This is a genomic window from Sodalis ligni (genome assembly GCF_016865525.2).
Taxonomy (GTDB): domain Bacteria; phylum Pseudomonadota; class Gammaproteobacteria; order Enterobacterales; family Enterobacteriaceae; genus Acerihabitans; species Acerihabitans ligni.
This window is the reverse complement of the sequence record NZ_CP075169.1, coordinates 3557533-3577480: the sequence shown is the minus strand read 5'-3', so window position 1 is coordinate 3577480 and position 19948 is coordinate 3557533. Positions and strand designations below refer to the sequence as shown.

The window sequence follows — 19948 nt, the reverse complement described above, 5'->3', positions numbered from 1 at the left end:
GGTTCCGGCCGATTTGACTACGTGTTAGCCGACATCTTTTTACCGGGGGATCAGGCGTGTTAGTGATATTGGGATACTTAGTCGTCATTGCCGCGGTGTTTGGCGGTTATGCCTTGGTTGGCGGTCATTTGGGCGCGCTATATCAACCTTCCGAATGTTTGATTATCGCAGGCTCGGGAATCGGCTCGTTTATCGTCGGTAACAATGGGAAAGCGATCAAATCAACGTTTCATGCCCTTCCGCTCCTTTTCCGCGGCTCAAAATACAATAAATCTCTTTACATGGATCTCATGGCGCTGCTGTTCCGATTGATGGCGAAATCGCGTCAGCAAGGAATGTTGGCGTTGGAATTCGATATCGACAGTCCGCAGAACAGTGAAATATTCAAGCGCTATCCGCGTATTCTGATGGATAATCTACTGGTTGATTTCCTTACTGATTATTTGCGGCTGATGATTGGCGGCAATATGAACGCCTTTGAAATCGAATCGCTGATGGATGAGGAAATCGAGACCTATGAGCATGAGTGCGAGATTCCGGCCGGGAGCCTCGGACAGATGGGGGATTCGCTACCGGCGTTCGGTATCGTTGCCGCCGTGCTGGGCGTGGTGCATGCGCTGGCCTCGGCCGATCGTTCGGCCATTGAACTGGGTGCGTTAATCGCCCAGGCGATGGTGGGGACGTTTTTGGGCATTTTGCTGTCTTATGGTTTTATTTCGCCCCTGGCGTCGTTATTACGGCAAAAACGCGCTGAAACCACCAAAATGATGCAATGCATCAAGATTACCTTGCTCTCCAGTATACATGGCTATGCGCCGCAGATTGCGGTGGAGTTCGGACGCAAAACGCTTTATTCCGCGGAACGTCCTTCGTTTACCGAACTTGAGGAACACGTCAGGCATGCCAGAGAGCCGGTGAAGGCTGCGGCGGAAGAAGATGCATGAAGAACCAGCCGGTAGTGGTGATACGCAAACGCCGGTCGTCCCCTGGCCAAGCGCAGCATGGCGGGGCCTGGAAGATTGCCTACGCCGATTTTATGACCGCCATGATGGCGTTTTTCCTGGTGATGTGGCTGTTGTCCATCGCCAGTCCGCAGGAATTGACCACCATAGCCGAGTATTTTCGTACGCCGCTTAATGTGGCCTTGACCGGCGGCCCGCGAAGCAGTACGGACAGCAGCCCGATTCCGGGCGGTGGCGACGATCCGACCCGCCAGCAGGGGGATGTGCACAAGAGTCTCGATAATCTGATGGAAAAATTGGAAAAGAAGCGGCTCAATCACCTGCGTGAACGGCTTGATCAACTTATCGAATCCGATCCGCGCCTGCGGGTGTTGCGGCCTCAATTGCTGATTAACATGGTGCAAGAGGGATTGCAGATACAGATTCTGGACAGTCAGAACCGGCCGATGTTTGAAACCGGCAGCGCATTGGTAGAGCCCTATATGCGCGATGTATTGCGCGGCATTGCCCCCATTCTTAATGATATTCCTAATAAAATCAGCATTTCCGGCCATACCGATGCCGCCCCTTACGCTAACGGCGAGCGGGGTTACAGCAACTGGGAATTGTCTGCCGACCGCGCTAACGCTTCAAGGCGTGAACTGATTTCCGGCGGGTTGGCCGAGGGGAAAATTCTGCGGGTGGTGGGGATGTCTTCCACCATGAGCATTGCGCCGAAACAGCCTTATGCCGCGATAAATCGCCGTATCAGCCTGGTGGTGTTGAATAAGCAAACGGAAGAGATGATCGAACATGAAAATGTGCAAAACCCGGCGGTAGAGGTAAACGGATCTAAAGAGCTCTCGGCGCAGCCGGCCCTCAAGGAAGCGGCCGATGCCCGCAGAGGCGCGTCGCCGGCAACGCAAGCCAATGTACCGGCACCGCAGGTCCGCCGCCGGCGCCGGCAGCCAATGCACCGGCGCCGCAGACCCAGCCATCGGCACCGGCAGCGAATTCGCCGGCGCCGCAGGCCCAGCCGTTGGTTCCGGCAGCGAATTCGCCGGCGCCGCAGGCCCAGCCGTTGGTTCCGGCAGCGAATTCGCCGGTGCCGCAGGCCCAGCCGTCGGTTCCGGCAGCGAATCCGCCGGCGCCGCAGGCCCAGCCGCCGGCACCGGCAGCGAATCCGCCGGCGCCGCAGGCCCAGCCGCCGGCACCGGCAGCGAATCCGCCGGCGCCGCAGGTCCAGCCGACGGTTCCGGCAGCGAATCCGCCGGCGCCGCAGGTCCAGCCGACGGTTCCGGCAGCGAATCCGCGGGCCGCGGCCCGCGCCAGGATAACCACGGACATTCCCCCGGCACCGAATGCTTTTCCGGCGGCGCCGGCCAAACGCCAAAGCGCTCCGGTGCCCTCCGCTTCAGGTGCCCGGGTCAACAGATTGTCAGGTACCCTCTACGGAGTCAGGGTTCATCTGCCTAACGAGGATATAACAGCGTCGCCGACGGCCTTGTGGCCTAAGGGACGTGATTCAGCAGGGGTAATGTCATGAGCATGGATATTAGCGCATTTTACCAAACATTTTTTGATGAGGCCGCCGAGCTGCTGGCGGATATGGAGCAGCACCTGCTGATACTGGATCCGGAAAATCCGGATAGCGAGCAGCTGAATGCGATATTCCGCGCGGCGCATTCCATCAAGGGCGGGGCGGGGACGTTCGGCTTTACGGTATTGCAGGAGACGACCCATTTACTGGAAAACCTGCTGGATGAGGCGCGTCGGGGTGAAATGGCCCTCAGCACGGCAATCGTTAACCTCTTTTTGGAAACCAAAGATATCATGCAGGATCAACTAGATGCCTACAAGACGGCTCAGGAACCGGATGCGGCGAGCTTTGAATACATTTGCGCCGCGCTGCGCCAGCTGGCTTTGGAGGCCAAAGGCGTGGCGGCTGACGACGGGTCGAAAAGCGGTGCGGAACCTGGCGCGCTGATATCGTCGGACGCGGTGCTGCATATTCGCTTGAGCGCCTTGAAGGAAACCGAGATCCCCCTGATGCTCGATGAACTGGGCAATCTGGGCACCGTGCTCGAGCACGGTCAAACCGGTGACAGCCTGAGCGCCACGCTGCAGACCACCGTAAGCGAAGACGATATCTGCGCGGTGCTCTGCTTTGTACTGGATGCGGAACAAATCCATTTCGATGAAGCCGTTATCGCGGATGATACGCCGGAGAAGGGCGGCAATACTGCGTCCGAGGACGATGGGGACTTACCCGTAAGCGTCGCGGGCGGGCTTGAAAACGACACGGCGGAATCCTTGCCCGAGCACGGCGGCGCCGTGATGAATGATGCTGCCGGCGACACGGTGGCCGATACTATTATGCCGCTGGATCCGCCAACGAACATTGCCGCCGGCGAAGGCGACGGCAGCCGGGATAACGTGACGCCAATCCATGCCGCGGCCCAGCAATCGGGCCGGCAGGCGGACACCGCCGTTGCCGCGCCGCGCATAAAGCCGGCTGATACCAGTATTCGGGTAGCGGTGGAGAAGGTGGATCAGCTCATCAATCTGGTGGGGGAACTGGTTATAACCCAGTCGATGATCGCCCAGCGATCCGGCAATCTGGATCCGGCCCGCCACAGTGATTTGCTCAACAGCATGGGCCAACTGGAGCGCAACGCCCGCGATTTGCAGGAATCGGTAATGTCCATCCGTATGATGCCGATGGAATATGTCTTCAGCCGGTTCCCCCGGCTGGTGCGCGACCTGGCCGCCAAGCTGGATAAGCAGGTACTGCTAACTCTTGAGGGCAGCTCCACGGAGCTGGATAAGAGCCTGATTGAGTGGATCATCGATCCCCTGACCCACCTGGTGCGCAATAGCCTGGATCACGGTATTGAATCCCCCGATATCCGCAGCGGGCTGGGTAAAAATCCCGTCGGCAATCTGTTGCTGCGCGCCGAGAATCAAGGGGGAAATATCTGCATCGAAGTCATTGATGACGGCGCCGGACTGAACCGGGAAAAAATTCTGGCCAAGGCGCTGTCTCAGGGCATGGCGGTGAGCGACAGCATGACCGACGAGGAGGTGGGCATGCTGATCTTCGCGCCGGGGTTCTCCACCGCTGAACAGGTCACTGACGTTTCCGGGCGCGGCGTCGGCATGGACGTGGTGAAGCGTAATATCCAAGCGATGGGCGGCCATGTGGATATCTTGTCCCAGGCGGGCAAGGGCACCACTATCCGTATTCTGCTGCCGCTCACCCTGGCCATCCTCGACGGGATGTCGGTCCGGGTCAATCAGGATGTCTTTATCCTGCCGCTGAATACGGTGATGGAGTCCCTGCAGCCGCAGGCGGAGGATTTGCATCCCCTGGCCGGCGGCGAGCAGGTGTTGCAGGTCAGGGGGGAATACCTGCCCTTGGTTGAACTGCACCGTTTGTTTGATGTTTCCGACGCCAAAACCGACCCCACCGAGGGTATTGTGGTGATTTTGCAAAGTGCGGGTCGTCGCTACGCACTGCTGGTGGATCAGTTAATCGGCCAGCACCAGGTGGTGGTGAAAAACCTGGAAAGCAATTACCGCAAGGTACCGGGTATTTCTGCCGCCACTATTCTGGGGGACGGCAGCGTGGCGTTGATCATTGATGTATCCGCATTACAGGCCCTGAACCGTAATAAACGGATGGCCGGTGCTGCTTAATTTTTTAAATTTATACCCTAAATAATTCGAGTTGCAGGAAGGCGGCGACGCAGCGAATCCCCGGGAGCTTACTCAAGTAAGTGACTGGGGTGAGCGAGAAAAGCCAACGTACCTGCAACTTGAAGCATGACGGGAATAGCCGACTGATTAAAAGGTGAAAACCATGGCAGGACTCGCAAACGTCACCGCGCTGACGGGGGAAACCGTAGGGCAGGAATTCCTGATCTTTACCCTGGGCGATGAAGAATATGGCATAGATATACTTAAGGTCCAGGAGATCCGGGGTTACGATCAGGTTACGCGTATCGCCAATACGCCGGCCTTTATCAAAGGCGTGACCAATCTGCGCGGCGTTATCGTGCCGATTCTCGATTTGCGGATTAAATTCGCGCAAACAGACGTTTTGTATAACGACAACACGGTAGTTATTGTACTGAACCTGAACCAACGGGTAGTGGGAATCGTCGTGGACGGCGTCTCGGACGTGCTCTCCCTCACTGCCGATCAGATTCGTCCGGCGCCGGAATTTGCCGTTACTCTGGCCACCGAGTATCTCACCGGTCTCGGCTCGCTGGGGGAACGGATGCTGATTCTGGTGGATATTGAACGTTTATTGAACAGCGAGGAAATGGCGCTGGTGGATACCGCCGCCGCTCATTGAGTGTTTGCCCGCCGGCGGAATCGGCTGAATCCGCCCATGCGCGCTTATATACCCTATAGCTTTCACGCTGCAGCAAGGCGGCAAACTCGCTCACCCCAAGAGCTTAGATAACTAAGTGACTGGGGTGCGCGGGCGCAGCCAACACAGCTGCAGCGTGAAAGATGACGGGTATATGCAATTAGCGATAAAGTTTGCCTGCCCCCTGCCGATAAAAATAACACCAGGTGTAGTGGGACTTCAGGCATGTTTAACCGAATAAAAGTTGTTACCGGCTTAGTTCTTATATTGATCATTTTTGGTTTATTGCAAATCTCATCGGGAGGCGTGTTTTATCGCTCGCTAAATAAAGATCAACAGTATTTTGATATCTATCAGAATATCCGTAAGCAGCAAACCTCTCTCAGCGCAAGCTGGGTGGCGCTGATACAAACCCGCAATACCTTGAACCGCGCGGGCATACGTTTTCTGCTGGATGCCAACAAGATGGGCAGCGGCCCGACGGTGACCGAACTCTTGACGGAAGCCCAGGGAACCCTGACCCGCTCTGAACAGACCTTCGCCGCTTTTGCGGCTATGCCCCCGGTTGCCGGGCAGGATGAAGGCACGCTCAAGTCGCTTAAGCAGCAATATGACCTGCTGCATACCGCGCTGGCTGCGCTGAATACCAGCCTGAGCGGCGGCGATATCAATGCATTTAATGCCCAGAGTACGCAGGATCTGCAAAATAAATTCGAGGATTATTATAGCCGGTTTCTGGCGGGTAATATCCAGCTGTACAACGATGCGGTGGACAGCAGCAACCAGGCTTATACCCAGTCCATCAGCGTTTTGGCGGGAGTATTGGTTTTGGTGGTTTTGATCTCCCTGCTGGTTTGGTTGGGTATCCGCCGCCTTCTGCTGCATCCGCTGAATTATCTCATTAAGCATATCCGCGGTATCGCCGATGGGGATTTAACCCATGAGCTGGAAGTGCAAAGCCGTAACGAGATGGGAAAACTGGCGGAAAGCCTGCGGGATATGCAGCAATCGCTGGCCGGCACGGTACAATCCGTGCGCCTGAGCGCCAACACCATTTACAGCGGCGCCACCGGCATTGTCGCCGGCAATAACTCCCTTTCCTCCCGTACCGAACAGCAGGCTTCCGCACTCGAGCAAACCGCCGCAAGCATGGAACAGCTTACCGCTACGGTAAAACAGAACGCCGAGAATGCGCGCCAGGCCAAACAGCTGGCGTTAAACGCTTCCGAAACCGCGCAAAAGGGCGGCAAGGTGGTGGATAACGTGGTGAAGACCATGCATGAAATTGCCGGCAGCTCGCAGAAAATCGCCGATATCACCGGCGTGATCGACGGTATTGCCTTCCAGACCAATATCCTGGCGCTCAATGCAGCGGTGGAAGCGGCACGGGCCGGTGAACAGGGCCGGGGATTTGCGGTGGTGGCCGGTGAAGTCCGCAGTCTGGCGCAGCGCAGCGCCCAGGCCGCGAAGGAAATCAAGGGGCTTATCGACGACTCGGTGAATCGGGTGGATGTGGGGTCGACATTGGTGGAAAGCGCGGGTGAAACCATGTCGGAAATCGTTAACTCGGTGACCCGCGTAACCGACATCATGGGGGAAATTGCTTCTGCTTCAGATGAGCAGAGCCGTGGCATCGATCAGGTGGGGGAAGCGGTGGCCGAAATGGATCGCGCCACCCAGCAAAACGCTGCCCTGGTGCAGCAGTCCGCCGACGCCGCCGCGGTACTGGAAACCCAGGCCGGGCTATTGACCCAGGCGGTTTCCGTCTTCAGCCTGGCTGATAACACGGCGCCGGCGGAAGGGAACGCGCAAGCAGACGCCCCTCGCCCCGTTCCCCCCGCCGGTCCGGCCAAAACCCCGGCCCGGACGCCGATAAAAACGCTTGAAGCAACGTCTCAGGAAAATTGGGAAACCTTTTAATTACGCATTGTATTAGTTGAAAAACCAGCAAGAGGTTAATGATGTTAACGCGTATTCGGATTTCCACCAGCCTGATCATGATTGTCTTGATCTTTGGTTTAATGCAATTGTTAAGCAGCGGACTCTCCTTTGAAGCATTCAGACACAGCAACGAAAATTTCACTCACGTTGAGACGGACAACCTGAAACGGAATTCCCTGAGTCTGAGCTGGACGGAAATATTGCAGACCCGTAATTCCCTCAACCGGGCCGCCACCCGCTTTGCGTCCTATACGCCGTTGGAGCAGATTACGCCGATTATGGACGAGGCCAAACGGACCCTTGCCCATTCACAATCGGTGTATAAGGAATTTAACGATTCACCGGTAAGCAACGATACGGAACGAGCGCTGCGCGCCCAGACCGCCAAACGTTTCAATGAATTGATCGGCGCGCTGAATGATGCGGTGGGCATGCTGGATAACGGTAACGTCCAGGCCTTTATGGCGCAGCCGACCCAACAATTCCAGGACGCTTTTGAGCAGCAGTATACTGCCAACATGAATTATCTCTCCGGCGTCATTGCCGATTCCGGTGACGACAATCTCCATGCCTACCGGCTGTCCGGCTGGATACTTGGCGGGGTTACCGGGGTTACCCTTGTCCTTATCCTGCTGTCCCTGGTATGGCTGAAAAATATGCTGCTGCGCCCGCTGGCGGTGATGAGCGGGCATTTTAACGCCATTGCCGGCGGCGATCTGGGCAATCCCATCGTCGCGAGCGGACGTAATGAAATCAGCCGGCTGTTTCACCAGTTGGAAGCCATGCGCGACGAACTGGCGAAAACGGTATACGCCGTACGCGAGGGAACCGATTCCATGCTGAGCGGTATTCAGGAGATAGCCAGCGGTAATAACGACTTATCGTCTCGTACCGAACAGCAGGCGGCATCGCTGGAAGAGACGGCCACCAGCATGGAGGAGCTGACTTCCACCGTGAAACAAAACGCCGAAAACGCCCGTCAGGCCACGCAATTGGCCCGGGATGCTTCCGCCACCGCCCATAAGGGGGGCGAGCTTACCGGCAACGTGGTGCAGCGCATGGCGGACATAGCCACCAGCTCACGTAAAATCAGCGATATTACCAGCGTTATCGACGGTATTGCCTTCCAAACCAATATCCTGGCGCTGAACGCGGCGGTGGAAGCGGCGCGGGCCGGCGAGCAGGGCCGGGGATTCGCGGTAGTGGCGGGAGAAGTACGCAGTCTGGCGCAGCGCAGCGCCCAGGCGGCCAAGGAAATCAAGGGATTGATTGACGAATCCGCGTCACGGGTGCAGCAGGGGTCCGAACTGGTGGCCTCCGCCGGCAATACCATGGACGAGATTGTCCGCTCGGTAAGCCGCGTCACCGATATTATGGCTGAAATCGCCTCGGCCTCGGATGAGCAGAGCCGCGGTATCGACCAGGTGGCAGCCGCCGTGAATCAGATGGACGCCGCTACCCAGCAAAACGCGTCGCTGGTGGAACAATCCGCCGCCGCCGCCGGGGCTCTGGAGTCGCAGGCGGAATCCCTGATGCAGGCGGTACGCGTTTTCAGACTGCAGCATCATGGCCAGCAGGAAGACGCCGGCGAGCAGCAGGCAGTGGATCTCATTTCCCGTCCCATCGGGCAATCAACCTAAGCCCGGCGCAAGCGTGGCTCAATGAGAAAGCGTATGCCTAATCAGGCTGAAAATGCCGCACCATGGTCAAATTTGGCACTTCCTGTGCCCTTATCCGATGCGCATTTCCAGCGCATCTGCCAGTTGATATATCAGAGGGCCGGCCTTGTCCTGGCCAGCCACAAGCGGGAGATGGTTTACAACCGCCTGGTGCGGCGGTTGCGCACCCTTGGGATGTCCGATTTCGGTACCTATTTGGCGCGTCTGGAAGCTGACGCCAACGGTGAAGAGTGGGAGGTGTTCATTAACGCCTTGACCACCAACCTGACCGCTTTTTTTCGCGAGCTGCACCATTTCCCGATCCTGGCGCGCCACGCCAAGGAGCGGCCGGGGGCCTACAGCGTCTGGAGTACCGCGGCCTCCACCGGCGAGGAGCCTTACTCCATTGCCATGACGCTGTTGGAAACGCTGCCGGGTTCCCTGAGCCAGGTGCAGGTCATCGGCAGCGATATCAATACCCAGGTATTGGAGAAGGCCCGGGCCGGGGTTTATCGCCATGAGGAGCTGCGGGGGCTCAGTACCGCGCACCGGCAGCGGTTTTTCCTGCGTGGTACCGGTCCCCATGACGGTCTGGCGCGGGTTCGTCCGGAAGTGAGCGCGCTGGTGCGTTTTCAGTACCTGAATCTCCTGGCCTCGGACTGGGCTCTGCCGGGTCCTTTTGACGCTATTTTTTGTCGTAATGTAATGATCTACTTCGATAAAGTGACCCAGGAGCGGATCCTGCGCCGTTTTGCGCCGCTGCTGAAACCCGGTGGCCTGCTGTTTGCCGGCCATTCGGAAAATTTCAGCCAGATCAGTGATGACTTCAAGCTGCGCGGACAGACGGTCTATCAGCTGACTAAGGAAAGAAGATGAATAAAATCAGGGTGCTGTGTGTTGATGATTCCGCATTGATGCGTCAATTAATGACTGAAATCATTAATGGTTTTCCCGATGTGGAAGTAGTGGCAACCGCCCCTGATCCCCTGGTGGCGCGGGAACTGATTAAAAAACTCAATCCGGCGGTATTAACGCTGGATGTGGAAATGCCGCGCATGGACGGGTTGGATTTTTTGGAAAAGCTGATGCGCCTGCGGCCGATGCCGGTGGTGATGGTGTCATCCCTCACCGGCCGCGGATCGGAAATTACCCTGCGGGCGCTGGAGCTGGGCGCGATAGATTTTGTCACCAAACCGCAAAGCGGCCTGCGTGACGGTATGTTGGCCTACAGCGAATCCATTGCCGAAAAAATCCGCACCGCCGCCCGCGCCCGTTTGCCCAAACGGCAGGGCGGCAGCGCGCCGGCGGTGCTGAACGTTCTGCTGCTGAGCAGTGAAAAATTGATCGCCATCGGCGCGTCCACCGGCGGTACGGAGGCCATCAGGCATGTGCTTGAACCGCTGCCCGCCACCAGTCCGGCGCTGCTCATCACCCAGCATATGCCCCCCGGATTTACCCGGTCCTTCGCCGAACGCTTGAATAAGCTGTGCCAAATCACGGTAAAAGAAGCGGAAGACGGGGAACGTATATTACCGGGACATGCCTATATCGCCCCCGGCGCGCGGCATATGGAGCTGGCGCGCAGCGGCGCCAATTACCAGATCCGACTGCACGACGGCCCGCCGGTAAACCGGCATCGCCCGTCGGTGGATGTGCTGTTCAAGTCGGTGGCGCAATACGCCGGTCGTAATGCCGTCGGCGTCATCCTGACCGGCATGGGCAACGACGGCGCGGCCGGGCTGCTGGCCATGCGCAATGCCGGCGCCTATACCCTGGCGCAGGATGAAGCCAGCTGCGTGGTATTCGGCATGCCCCGGGAGGCTATCGCCATGGGGGGCAGTAACGAAGTCGTGCCGTTACATCAAATGAGCCAACGGATGATGACCCAGATAAGCGCCGGCCAGGCATTACGTATTTAGCGACCCGATAGCGGGCAATATTGATAACAGGAGTAGATATGGCTGATAAAGAACTCAGGTTTCTGGTGGTGGACGACTTTTCGACAATGCGTCGCATCGTTCGTAACCTGCTGAAAGAACTGGGCTTCATTAACGTGGACGAAGCTGAGGATGGCATTGATGCCCTCACCAAGCTGCGCGCCGGCAACATCGATTTTGTCATTTCCGACTGGAATATGCCGAATATGGACGGTCTGACATTGCTGAAAAGTATCCGCCAGGACGGAGCCCTGGCTTCGCTGCCGGTGCTCATGGTCACCGCGGAAGCCAAAAAAGAGAATATCATCGCCGCCGCCCAGGCGGGGGCCAGCGGTTATGTGGTGAAGCCTTTTACCGCGGCCACGCTTGAAGAGAAGCTGAATAAAATATTCGAAAAGTTGGGGATGTAATCAGGAGAGAGTATGAATAATACACCAGCCATGCCGAACGCCAGCGCCACGGATCTTATTGCCCGCATCGGGCAATTGACCCGCATGTTGCGGGATAGTCTGAAGGAATTAGGTCTGGATCAGGCTATTGCCCAGGCTGCTGAAGCCATTCCCGATGCCCGTGACCGGCTGGATTATGTAGTGCAGATGACCGCTCAGGCGGCTGAACGGGCGCTTAACAGCGTCGAGGCGGCCCAGCCCCGGCAGACTGAAATGGAAAAGGGCCGCCAGCCCCCTGACCGGGGGGGGGGAGGGGTGTTTTAAAAATCTTATGGACCGGGCGGAGCCCCGTGAACTGGTGCCGATACCCGCCGTTATCTGAAAGAAGTGCCTGACCATACCGCTTTTACCCATAAGCAATTGCTGGAAATCATGATGGCGCAGGATTTCCAGGATCTCACCGGCCAAGTGATCAAGCGCATGATGGATGTGATCCAGGAAATCGAAAAGCAGCTGCTGATGGTGCTGTTGGAGAATATGCCTGAGCCGGTTCAGGCCAAACGCGCCAGCGACGGTTTGCTTAACGGGCCGCAGCTCGATCACAGTGTCGACGGAGTGGTGGCCAATCAGGATCAGGTGGACGACCTGCTTGACAGCCTCGGTTTCTGACAGGTTCGGGCGGGCGTCTCGGTCGGGCGGGAAAACCACGCCCGATTCGACCCCATCAGCACGATTTCCCTTTAACAGGTTTGCCGCACGTTAGGTGATAGCGGGCTTACCGCGCCGTGGGGCACTCGGGCAGGCGGTAAAACCACGCCTGCTTCGACCCCATCAGCACGATTTCCCTTTAACAGGTTTGCCGCACGTTAGGTGATAGCGGGCTTACCGCGCCGTGGGGCACTCGGGCAGGCGGTAAAACCACGCCTGCTTCGACCCCATCGGCACGGTCTCCCTTTAACACGTTTGCTGCACGTTAGGTGATAGCGGGCTTACCGCGCCGTGGGGCACTCGGGCAGGCGGTAAAACCACGCCTGCTTCGACCCCATCGGCACGGTCTCCCTTTAACACACATTCGTTGCGCGATCGGTGATAGCGGGTCTACCGTGCCATGTGGCGCCGCTATCCGTTAAATAGCCCCCCCTTTAGCCCGTTGTTCACGCCATAAGATCGGGGCGTTTTTGTCATGCTATATCCTAAATAATTCGAGTTGCAGGAAGGCGGCGACACAGCGAATCCTCAGGAGCTTACTTAGGTAAGTGACTGGGGTGAGCGAGGACAAATCTGCATGAGCAGATTTGAACGCGACTTGTCGCGGCCCCGTCAGGGGCGAGGCCCAGGGATGGGTCGAGTATTGCCAACGTACCTGCAACTTGAAGTATAACGGATATATACAGTGAATTTGCATGCCAAGGGCTGACCGGGACAATTGATGGCGGACGACAGCGATCTGGAAAAAAGCGAGGCGCCCACCGCCCACCGATTGGAGAAGGCCCGCGAAGAGGGGCAGATTCCCCGATCCCGTGAATTGACCTCGGTGCTGATGCTGCTGGCCGGGCTGGCCATACTGTGGATGGGCGGCGAATCATTGGCCCGCCAGCTGGCGGCGATGATCGCGCAGGGAATGCGTTTTGACCACGGTATTATCAGTGACGATCGGCAAATATTGTTTCAGATTGAGGCGCTGGTCAAACAAACGGTTTGGGCCTTGCTGCCGGTTTTTGCCGGCCTGGTGATGACGGCATTGGCGGCGCCGCTGCTGCTGGGCGGCGTGATGTTCAATCCCGGGTCGATAAAATTCGATTTAAAAAAACTCAATCCGCTGCCGGGCCTCAAGCGGGTGGTCTCCTCCCAGTCCTTATCAGAGCTGTTTAAAGCGATTCTAAAAGCCCTGCTGGTGGGGTGGGTGACCGGCTGGTTCCTGTGGCATAACTGGCCGCTCATGGTGCATCTGGTCTTGGAATCGCCGGTGACGGCGCTGGGGGACGCCCTGGATCTGATTGCCACCTGTATGCTGCTGATTATCATGTCCATGATCCCCATAGTGGCATTCGACGTATTTTGGCAATTGTGGAGCCACAGCAAAAAACTGCGCATGACCCGGCAGGAAATCCGTGATGAATTCAAGGATCAGGAAGGGGATCCCCATGTTAAAAACCGTATCCGCCAGCAGCAGCGCGCCCTGTCCAAACGCCGCATGATGAACGACGTGCCGAAAGCCGATGTCATTATTACCAATCCTACCCATTATGCCGTGGCGCTGCGCTATGAAGACAGCAAGATGAGCGCGCCAAAAGTCATCGCCAAAGGCGCGGGGGAGATTGCCCTGCGTATCCGGGAACTGGGCGAGAGTCATCGCATTCCCTTGCTGGAAGCCCCTCCGCTGGCCCGTGCGCTGTATCGGCACTGCGACATCGGCCAGTCGATTCCCGCCGCATTGTATGCGGCGGTGGCCGAGGTGTTGGCATGGGTTTATCAGTTGAAGCGCTGGCGCCGCGAGGGCGGTTTGATCCCGAAAACCCCCACCCATTTACCGGTGCCGACGGCACTGGATTTTGTTCACGAGAAAGAGTGATATGGCTTATCTGGTAGCGTTATTACGTTTGCCCGTCAACATCAAAGCCGCGCAATGGCAGATCCTCGCCGGCCCGGTACTGATCCTGATGATTCTGTCGATGATGGTGCTGCCTCTGCCGCCCTTTATCCTGGACCTGCTGTTTACCTTTAATATTGCCTTGTCCATTATGGTGCTGCTGGTGGCGATGTTCACCAAGCGTACCCTGGAATTCGCCGCATTTCCCACCATCCTGCTGTTTTCCACCCTGCTGCGCTTATCGCTGAACATCGCTTCCACCCGCATTATCCTGCTGCGTGGCCATACCGGCGCGGCGGCGGCCGGGCGGGTTATCGAGGCGTTCGGCCACTTTTTGGTGGGGGGCAATTTCGCCATCGGTATCGTGGTATTCATTATCCTGGTGGTGATCAACTTTATGGTGATTACCAAAGGGGCGGGGCGTATCGCAGAAGTGGGCGCTCGGTTTGTGCTCGACGGCATGCCCGGTAAACAGATGGCCATCGATGCCGATCTTAACGCCGGTCTTATCGGCGAGGGCGAAGCCAAGACCCGGCGCAGCGAGGTGACCCAGGAGGCGGACTTTTACGGATCCATGGACGGCGCGAGCAAGTTTGTCCGCGGCGATGCCATCGCCGGCCTGCTGATCATGGTTATCAACGTTATCGGCGGCCTGCTGGTGGGCATGATTCAGCACGGTATGGCGCTGGCCGACGCCGCAGAGAGTTATACGCTGTTAACCATCGGCGACGGCCTGGTGGCGCAAATTCCCGCGCTGGTGATCTCCACCGCCGCCGGGGTGATTGTCACCCGGGTCGGCACCAATGAAGACGTCGGCCAGCAAATGGTCGGCCAGCTGTTCAATAATCCCAAGGTCATGGTCCTGAGCGCCGGGGTGCTGGGGCTGCTGGGGCTGGTGCCGGGCATGCCCAACCTGGTGTTTTTGCTGTTTACCGCCCTGTTGCTGGGTCTGGCCTGGTGGCTGCAGGGAAAACCCGAGCCCGCGGCGGCAACGGCCAAAGCGCAAGTCAAGCAGGACAATGCCCAGGCCAAGGAAGCCAGCTGGAGTGATGTACAATTGGAAGATCCCCTGGGCATGGAAGTGGGCTACCGGCTGATTCCCATGGTGGATTTCCAGCAAAACGGCGAACTGCTGGGGCGTATTCGCAGTATTCGTAAAAAATTCGCTCAGGAAACCGGCTATCTGCCGCCGGTGGTGCATATTCGCGATAATCTGGAGCTGCAGCCCGCCAGCTACCGGATATTGCTTAAAGGCGTCGAGATGGGGCACGGCGAGGCCTATCCCGGACGCTGGATGGCCATCAATCCCGGCAGCGCCGTCGGCGAGCTGAAGGGGGATGTTACCCGCGATCCGGCGTTCGGCCTGCCGGCGGTCTGGATTGATAGCGCCTTGAAAGAGCAGGCGCAGACCCAGGGTTATACCGTGGTGGAAGCCAGCACCGTGGTGGCGACCCACCTGAACCACCTCATCGGCATTCACGCCAGCGAACTGCTGGGCCGCCAGGAAACCCAGCAACTGCTGGACCGGGTAACGCAGGAAATGCCCAAGCTGACGGAAGAATTCATCCCCGGCGCCCTGTCGCTGACCATTTTCCATAAAGTCTTGCAAAATCTGCTGGCGGAAAGCGTGCCCATCCGCGATATGCGCACCATTATCGAAACCCTGGTGGAACATGCGCCGATTCAAAAAGATCCGGCGGAATTGACGGTGGTGGTGCGGGTGGCTCTCGGCCGGGCCATAACCCAGCGCTGGTTCCCAGGGGAGAGCGAAATTCAGGTCATCGGGCTGGATTTGGCGTTGGAGCGGGTGCTGCTGCAGGCGCTGCAAAACGGCGGCGGTCTGGAGCCCGGCATGGCGGATCGGGTATTGGCCCAGGCCAGGGAGGCGCTGCAGAAACAGGAAAGCCTCAACGCGCCGCCGGTATTATTGGTTAATCACAGCCTGCGTCCGCTACTGGCCCGTTTCCTGCGCCGCACGCTGCCGCAGCTGGCGGTGCTGTCCAATCTGGAAGTGAGCGACCAGCGCCAAATCCGTATGACCTCCATGCTGGGAGGCGGCAATTAGGCGTTCGCGGATATCTATCCCGAGGCGGCGTCTGTTCGCGAACCCATGCGGTAAGGAAAATCATGATACGCAACCAAACGATCAGAAGCGGATTATTGCTGTTCTGCTTGTATTATGCGGCGGCGCCGTTATACGCGACGGCGCAGGAGAAGGGTCAACTGCCGCCGGGCATCAAAGCATTGTCAGACCAAGGCCCGGCGGTGGGAGAGGCTAAAACGCCGGTCAGGCCGCCGGCCGCCTTAGCGCTGAAAAAACGCCCGGTGCCGCTGGCCAAAGGGGTCATGTCGGTGGAGAGCAGCGCAGACGGCGGCTGGGTGGCGGAAGGGCATATGCTGATCCTCAGCCAGCGAGGCATACCGAAAAGCAGCGCTCCCATGCGCCCTTATATCCACATTCCCGCCGGCGCGGTGATTACCTCGGTCTACTGGCGCATCGTCAGCGGGCAACCGTTGCCGACGGACGTTTCACTGGCCGCCTGCATGCCGGGCAAATGCCTGCCGCTGCAGGGACAGTCAGGACGCAGCGACGGCCTGGCGGGCCAGCCGGCGGACAATCCGCTGGTGTTGACGTTGAGCATGGCGGGACGCGGCGCTATTACGCCGCCGGCAGTGGTGAAGTACTATCAATTGCAAATCAATTACCGGACCGGGGCATCGCGCTAGGCTTTATTTTGAAACAGATGCCGAACGCTTTCCGGGGCTATACGCTGAATTTGCGGCCGAGAATATGCCCGTTAAGGGATTGACCGTCGGGGCCGTAGAGGCGCCGTTGAGTCTGATGCTCTTCCAGCACCGCCAGTATTTGCTGGTTATGTTTCAAATGCTGAGCCAACAGCAGGCCGTTACGGTAATTGTTGCGGCTGAGCTTCGCCGTCAGTTCCATAATGGACAACCAAAGATGATGCAGCTCGGAATAGGATTCATAGGGCGGGGTGCCCGCATCGTTCAATAGCGCCGCTTTTTGCCGCAGGTTATCCACATACTGCAGGGTGGTGAGCTGCTCGTTTTTATTTTCCGTTACCCGATGCAATAAAGCTGCGTTTACCTGGCCGGCGCTCAGCAGGCGCTGTTCTTCCACTAAAATGAGTTCAAGCTGTTGCAGGATGCTCAGCATTCTGCCGCATAGCTGTTCCAGTTCATTCATGGCGGTTGTTTAATTATTCCGCATCATTGAGCATTGAGCGCGTTTGAGCAATAAGCGCATCGGCAATTTTACCGGTATCCACTTTCAGATTACCGTTGCGGATGGATTCCTTGATGCTTTCCACTTTTGCGCTATCGATATCCTGGCTGCCGTCCTGTCGCAAACGCGCCTGGGCGTCGCTCAGATTGACCTGGGTTTCTTCACCCGTGGCGCCGGATTTGCCGGTTCCCTTGTTTTTTTGCGGCTGGACAGTACCGATTTCCGAACCTTGTATCGGGTTCAGCGGGGTAATCGGACGGGTGCTATCAATACTCATACAGCCTCGCTTGTCGTCATATTTTGTAGAGCAGAATAATTACTTTGTTTATCGGTCACAGGCATAAAAGCTTTAATTTTTTATGACATGTCCCGTTTATTTATAACACAACATGCACGCTGCCGTCGGGCATCAACCGGCCGTTAACGATTTGCCCTGAGTCCATACGTATTCGCACGGGATCGTTTGCCGCTGCGTTGTTCATTGCCTTACCGCTGCTTTGAACGGTAAACCCTTCGCCCAGCGCCGAGACCTGTACCTGCTGACCGTTTTTCACCAGCCACGGACGCCGCAGCATCGCGGCGGTGAGCGGCTGTCCGCTGCCGATAGCCCTTTCGCTGACCGTACCGACGGCGTCGGGCATATTCCTGAGCGGCAACGAAGAGAGCTGATCCAGCCGTCCGGTTCGCCAGGCGATATCCCCGCTGGTTACCGTCTGCCCCACGGCGATAGGGCTGGCGGCAATCAGATAGCGGTCCGTAACCCGCACTTCAGCCTGAATATAACGTTTTTGCGAACCGCACACCACGGCGATGCTGAGATTGCCCCAGTTACGGCTGCGGGACGGCAGCGAAAATTGCGGTCGCTCGCAGGACAGCCGCTGTGAGGAGGGCGTTCTTATCACTACCTCCAGCGCCGCCGGCGGCGGCGTATATTGCTGCTGCATAAAGGCGGTTAACTGCCCGGTTAAAGCATCGTCCGCGCTGGCCAAGGGCGCCACCAACAGACATGCCGCCAGCAGGGCGCTCCGCCACGGGCGGGCGGCCGGCGCCATTGCCGCGTTGCCGCCGGCACCCGGACGGCCTGAATGCCGGCCTGCTGCCGGACATCTGTCGCCGCAAACCGGTCCGGATAGTTGAAATGCGTTCACGCCTAACCCTTTTTCCGCTGTAAAGTCGCCATGGCCGCCGAAACGGCCCGTTTGGCCGTGGTGTCGCTACAGTTTACCGATTCTGTTTCCCGCCAATGGGTAAATTAGCGCTGCAATTAATGCTTATTCCAACGATAGGCAAGGGTGGGTTGCGTCTAAGCTGGCATCCAATCATTCTCACGGGTCCGCGAAAAAAATGCTTGATAAACTTGATGCTGCCCTGCAATTCCAGCAGGAGGCCCTGAATCTGCGCGCGCAGCGTCAGGAGATCCTTGCCGCCAATATCGCCAATGCCGATACCCCCGGTTACCAGGCTCGGGATATGGATTTCGCCAGCGAATTGAACAAAGCCCTTACCCAGGGGCGAGCCAGCGGCAATGCCTTGTCCCTTACCACCACCTCTCCCCGTCATATCGAGGCCACCACGTCTGTCTCTCCGGTCAGCCAGCTGATGTACCGCGTACCGGATCAGCCGGCCCTTGATGGCAATACGGTGGATATGGACCGCGAGAGAACGGCATTTGCCGAGAACAGCCTGCAGTATCAGGCCAATCTGACGGTGCTGGGCGGGCAGATCAAAAACATGAACTCGGTGCTACAGGAATAACATGCCATGGGAATGACCTCGATTTTCGATATTTCCGGTTCGGCGCTCACCGCGCAGTCGCAGCGCATGAACGTGGCCGCCAGCAACCTGGCCAACGCCGACAGCGTCACCGGGCCGGACGGCCAGCCCTACCATGCCAAAGAAGTGGTATTCCAGGTGGCGGCCCCCGCCGGCCAGGAAATCGGCGGCGTGCAGGTGAGCGGCGTCGTGGAATCCCCGGCGGCGGAAAAGCTGGTTTACCAGCCGGGCAATCCGCTGGCGGACAACAACGGCTATGTACGGATGCCGAATGTGAACGTGGTGGATGAAATGGTGAACAGCATGTCGGCCTCCCGCAGTTACCAGGCCAACGTGGAAGTGCTGAATACCGCTAAAACCCTTATGCAGAAAACCCTGACCTTGGGTCAATAACCGGAGGATGAAATGGGCGTCTCAGTAAGCGTTAACGACCCGGTGGACAATACCAAAGTGCCGACCGCCAGCTCCACCGGCAACACCAGCGCGGATTTGCAAAACCAGTTCCTCAACCTGCTGGTGGCGCAATTGCAAAACCAGGATCCCACCAACCCGATGGACAATTCCCAATTGACCACGCAGCTGGCGCAGATAAGCGAGCTGAACGGGATTGAAAACCTCAATACCACGCTGGGCTCCATTTCCGGCCAGCTGAATACCACGCAATCCCTCCAAGCGTCAACCCTGGTGGGCCACGGCGTGATGGTGGACGGTACCGCCATCATGGTGGGCAGCGACAGTTCCACCACGCCGTTCGGGCTGGAGCTGGACGCCGCCGCCGCCAATACCACCGTGACCATCAAAGATTCCAGCGGCACCGTGGTGCGAACGGTGCAGTTGGGTGCGGAAAGCGCCGGGGTGCACAGCTTTACCTGGGACGGCACCGATGATTCCGGGACCGCGGTGCCCGAAGGAACCTATTCCTTCTCCGTGGCATCCACCGATTCCGGCGGCGCCAGCGTGGTGTCCACGCCGCTGCAATATGCGGCGGTGTACGGCGTCAATACCAACAGCGACGGTACATCCGAACTTAATCTCGGCCTGGCGGGCAATATTACGCTCGACAAGGTACGCCAAATTCTTTAACGGGTATGGCT

The 19948-nt window shown here is 57.9% G+C and carries 18 protein-coding genes and 1 pseudogene; 16 read left to right on the top strand and 3 right to left on the bottom strand.

Features of this window, described 5'->3' with window-relative positions:
• Nucleotides 1-56 precede the first annotated feature (56 nt).
• The 13 genes and pseudogenes from motA (at nt 57) to GTU79_RS16570 (ending at nt 16561) form a co-directional block, all read left to right on the top strand.
• A complete protein-coding gene (gene motA, locus GTU79_RS16630) occupies nt 57-944 on the top strand; it encodes a flagellar motor stator protein MotA (RefSeq protein WP_214513155.1) in 888 nt (295 codons plus the stop codon).
• On the top strand, nt 941-2278 hold the full coding sequence (gene motB, locus GTU79_RS16625; protein WP_214513154.1) for a flagellar motor protein MotB: 1338 nt from the start codon (nt 941-943) through the stop codon (nt 2276-2278). Before motA ends, motB begins: the two co-directional genes overlap by 4 nt.
• Before the next feature lie 205 nt (nt 2279-2483).
• Nucleotides 2484-4640 carry a chemotaxis protein CheA gene (gene cheA, locus GTU79_RS16620; RefSeq protein ID WP_214513153.1) on the top strand — a complete coding sequence of 719 codons (2157 nt, stop codon included), beginning with the start codon at nt 2484-2486 and terminating at the stop codon, nt 4638-4640.
• Between the two features lie 163 nt (nt 4641-4803).
• Entirely contained in the window at nt 4804-5301 is a 498-nt protein-coding gene (gene cheW, locus GTU79_RS16615; protein ID WP_132921207.1) for a chemotaxis protein CheW, read from the top strand.
• Nucleotides 5302-5544: 243 nt separating this feature from the next.
• Nucleotides 5545-7239, top strand: a complete 1695-nt coding sequence (locus GTU79_RS16610; RefSeq protein ID WP_214513152.1) for a methyl-accepting chemotaxis protein — start codon at nt 5545-5547, stop codon at nt 7237-7239.
• A 41-nt stretch (nt 7240-7280) separates the two neighbouring features.
• Complete coding sequence (locus GTU79_RS16605) at nt 7281-8900, top strand: methyl-accepting chemotaxis protein (RefSeq protein ID WP_203521151.1); 1620 nt, start codon at nt 7281-7283, stop codon at nt 8898-8900.
• Nucleotides 8901-8933: 33 nt separating this feature from the next.
• Entirely contained in the window at nt 8934-9794 is an 861-nt protein-coding gene (gene cheR / locus GTU79_RS16600) for a protein-glutamate O-methyltransferase CheR (RefSeq protein ID WP_203521152.1), read from the top strand.
• On the top strand, nt 9791-10837 hold the full coding sequence (locus GTU79_RS16595; RefSeq protein ID WP_214513151.1) for a protein-glutamate methylesterase/protein-glutamine glutaminase: 1047 nt from the start codon (nt 9791-9793) through the stop codon (nt 10835-10837). Before cheR ends, GTU79_RS16595 begins: the two co-directional genes overlap by 4 nt.
• Before the next feature lie 38 nt (nt 10838-10875).
• Nucleotides 10876-11265 (top strand): chemotaxis response regulator CheY, encoded by a 390-nt coding sequence (gene cheY, locus GTU79_RS16590; RefSeq protein WP_203521154.1) that lies wholly within the window; start codon nt 10876-10878, stop codon nt 11263-11265.
• A 12-nt stretch (nt 11266-11277) separates the two neighbouring features.
• Nucleotides 11278-11913, top strand: a pseudogene (gene cheZ, locus GTU79_RS16585) (protein phosphatase CheZ).
• Nucleotides 11914-12673: 760 nt separating this feature from the next.
• Entirely contained in the window at nt 12674-13816 is a 1143-nt protein-coding gene (gene flhB, locus GTU79_RS16580) for a flagellar biosynthesis protein FlhB (RefSeq protein ID WP_132921215.1), read from the top strand.
• A 1-nt stretch (nt 13817) separates the two neighbouring features.
• Entirely contained in the window at nt 13818-15899 is a 2082-nt protein-coding gene (flhA, locus tag GTU79_RS16575; RefSeq protein WP_203521156.1) for a flagellar biosynthesis protein FlhA, read from the top strand.
• 62 nt (nt 15900-15961) lie between these two features.
• The gene (locus GTU79_RS16570) at nt 15962-16561 is read left to right on the top strand and encodes a flagellar protein FlhE (protein ID WP_203521157.1); all 600 of its coding nucleotides are present in this window, start codon (nt 15962-15964) and stop codon (nt 16559-16561) included.
• Between the two features lie 37 nt (nt 16562-16598).
• Here GTU79_RS16570 and GTU79_RS16565 read toward each other — a convergent pair whose 3' ends face one another.
• The 3 genes from GTU79_RS16565 to flgA all read right to left on the bottom strand — a co-directional run bounded on the left by GTU79_RS16565 (nt 16599) and on the right by flgA (nt 18229).
• Nucleotides 16599-17042 carry a flagella synthesis protein FlgN gene (locus GTU79_RS16565; RefSeq protein WP_132921218.1) on the bottom strand — a complete coding sequence of 148 codons (444 nt, stop codon included), beginning with the start codon at nt 17040-17042 and terminating at the stop codon, nt 16599-16601.
• A gap of 13 nt (nt 17043-17055) precedes the next feature.
• Complete coding sequence (gene flgM / locus GTU79_RS16560; RefSeq protein WP_132921219.1) at nt 17056-17358, bottom strand: flagellar biosynthesis anti-sigma factor FlgM; 303 nt, start codon at nt 17356-17358, stop codon at nt 17056-17058.
• 100 nt (nt 17359-17458) lie between these two features.
• Nucleotides 17459-18229, bottom strand: coding sequence for a flagellar basal body P-ring formation chaperone FlgA (flgA, locus tag GTU79_RS16555; RefSeq protein WP_203521158.1), 771 nt, complete (start codon nt 18227-18229; stop codon nt 17459-17461).
• Between the two features lie 196 nt (nt 18230-18425).
• Between flgA and flgB the strand changes: the two genes are divergently transcribed.
• From flgB to flgD, 3 genes are read left to right on the top strand one after another with little or no spacing between them, the layout of a single operon-like run.
• The gene (flgB, locus tag GTU79_RS16550; protein WP_132921220.1) at nt 18426-18836 is read left to right on the top strand and encodes a flagellar basal body rod protein FlgB; all 411 of its coding nucleotides are present in this window, start codon (nt 18426-18428) and stop codon (nt 18834-18836) included.
• A gap of 6 nt (nt 18837-18842) precedes the next feature.
• On the top strand, nt 18843-19247 hold the full coding sequence (gene flgC / locus GTU79_RS16545) for a flagellar basal body rod protein FlgC (protein WP_132921221.1): 405 nt from the start codon (nt 18843-18845) through the stop codon (nt 19245-19247).
• Between the two features lie 12 nt (nt 19248-19259).
• Nucleotides 19260-19937, top strand: coding sequence for a flagellar hook assembly protein FlgD (flgD, locus tag GTU79_RS16540; RefSeq protein ID WP_203521159.1), 678 nt, complete (start codon nt 19260-19262; stop codon nt 19935-19937).
• The last annotated feature ends 11 nt before the right edge of the window (nt 19938-19948 follow it).

Excerpts from the sequence above, each read along its gene's own strand:
- motB (WP_214513154.1), top strand. The coding sequence starts at position 941 with ATGAAGAACCAGCCGGTAGTGGTGATACGCAAACGCCGGTCGTCCCCT.
- cheA (WP_214513153.1), top strand. The coding sequence starts at position 2,484 with ATGAGCATGGATATTAGCGCATTTTACCAAACATTTTTTGATGAGGCC.
- cheW (WP_132921207.1), top strand. The coding sequence starts at position 4,804 with ATGGCAGGACTCGCAAACGTCACCGCGCTGACGGGGGAAACCGTAGGG.
- GTU79_RS16610 (WP_214513152.1), top strand. The coding sequence starts at position 5,545 with ATGTTTAACCGAATAAAAGTTGTTACCGGCTTAGTTCTTATATTGATC.
- GTU79_RS16605 (WP_203521151.1), top strand. The coding sequence starts at position 7,281 with ATGTTAACGCGTATTCGGATTTCCACCAGCCTGATCATGATTGTCTTG.
- cheR (WP_203521152.1), top strand. The coding sequence starts at position 8,934 with ATGCCTAATCAGGCTGAAAATGCCGCACCATGGTCAAATTTGGCACTT.
- GTU79_RS16595 (WP_214513151.1), top strand. The coding sequence starts at position 9,791 with ATGAATAAAATCAGGGTGCTGTGTGTTGATGATTCCGCATTGATGCGT.
- cheY (WP_203521154.1), top strand. The coding sequence starts at position 10,876 with ATGGCTGATAAAGAACTCAGGTTTCTGGTGGTGGACGACTTTTCGACA.
- flhB (WP_132921215.1), top strand. The coding sequence starts at position 12,674 with ATGGCGGACGACAGCGATCTGGAAAAAAGCGAGGCGCCCACCGCCCAC.
- flhA (WP_203521156.1), top strand. The coding sequence starts at position 13,818 with ATGGCTTATCTGGTAGCGTTATTACGTTTGCCCGTCAACATCAAAGCC.
- GTU79_RS16570 (WP_203521157.1), top strand. The coding sequence starts at position 15,962 with ATGATACGCAACCAAACGATCAGAAGCGGATTATTGCTGTTCTGCTTG.
- GTU79_RS16565 (WP_132921218.1), bottom strand. The coding sequence starts at position 17,042 with ATGAATGAACTGGAACAGCTATGCGGCAGAATGCTGAGCATCCTGCAA.
- flgM (WP_132921219.1), bottom strand. The coding sequence starts at position 17,358 with ATGAGTATTGATAGCACCCGTCCGATTACCCCGCTGAACCCGATACAA.
- flgB (WP_132921220.1), top strand. The coding sequence starts at position 18,426 with ATGCTTGATAAACTTGATGCTGCCCTGCAATTCCAGCAGGAGGCCCTG.
- flgC (WP_132921221.1), top strand. The coding sequence starts at position 18,843 with ATGGGAATGACCTCGATTTTCGATATTTCCGGTTCGGCGCTCACCGCG.
- flgD (WP_203521159.1), top strand. The coding sequence starts at position 19,260 with ATGGGCGTCTCAGTAAGCGTTAACGACCCGGTGGACAATACCAAAGTG.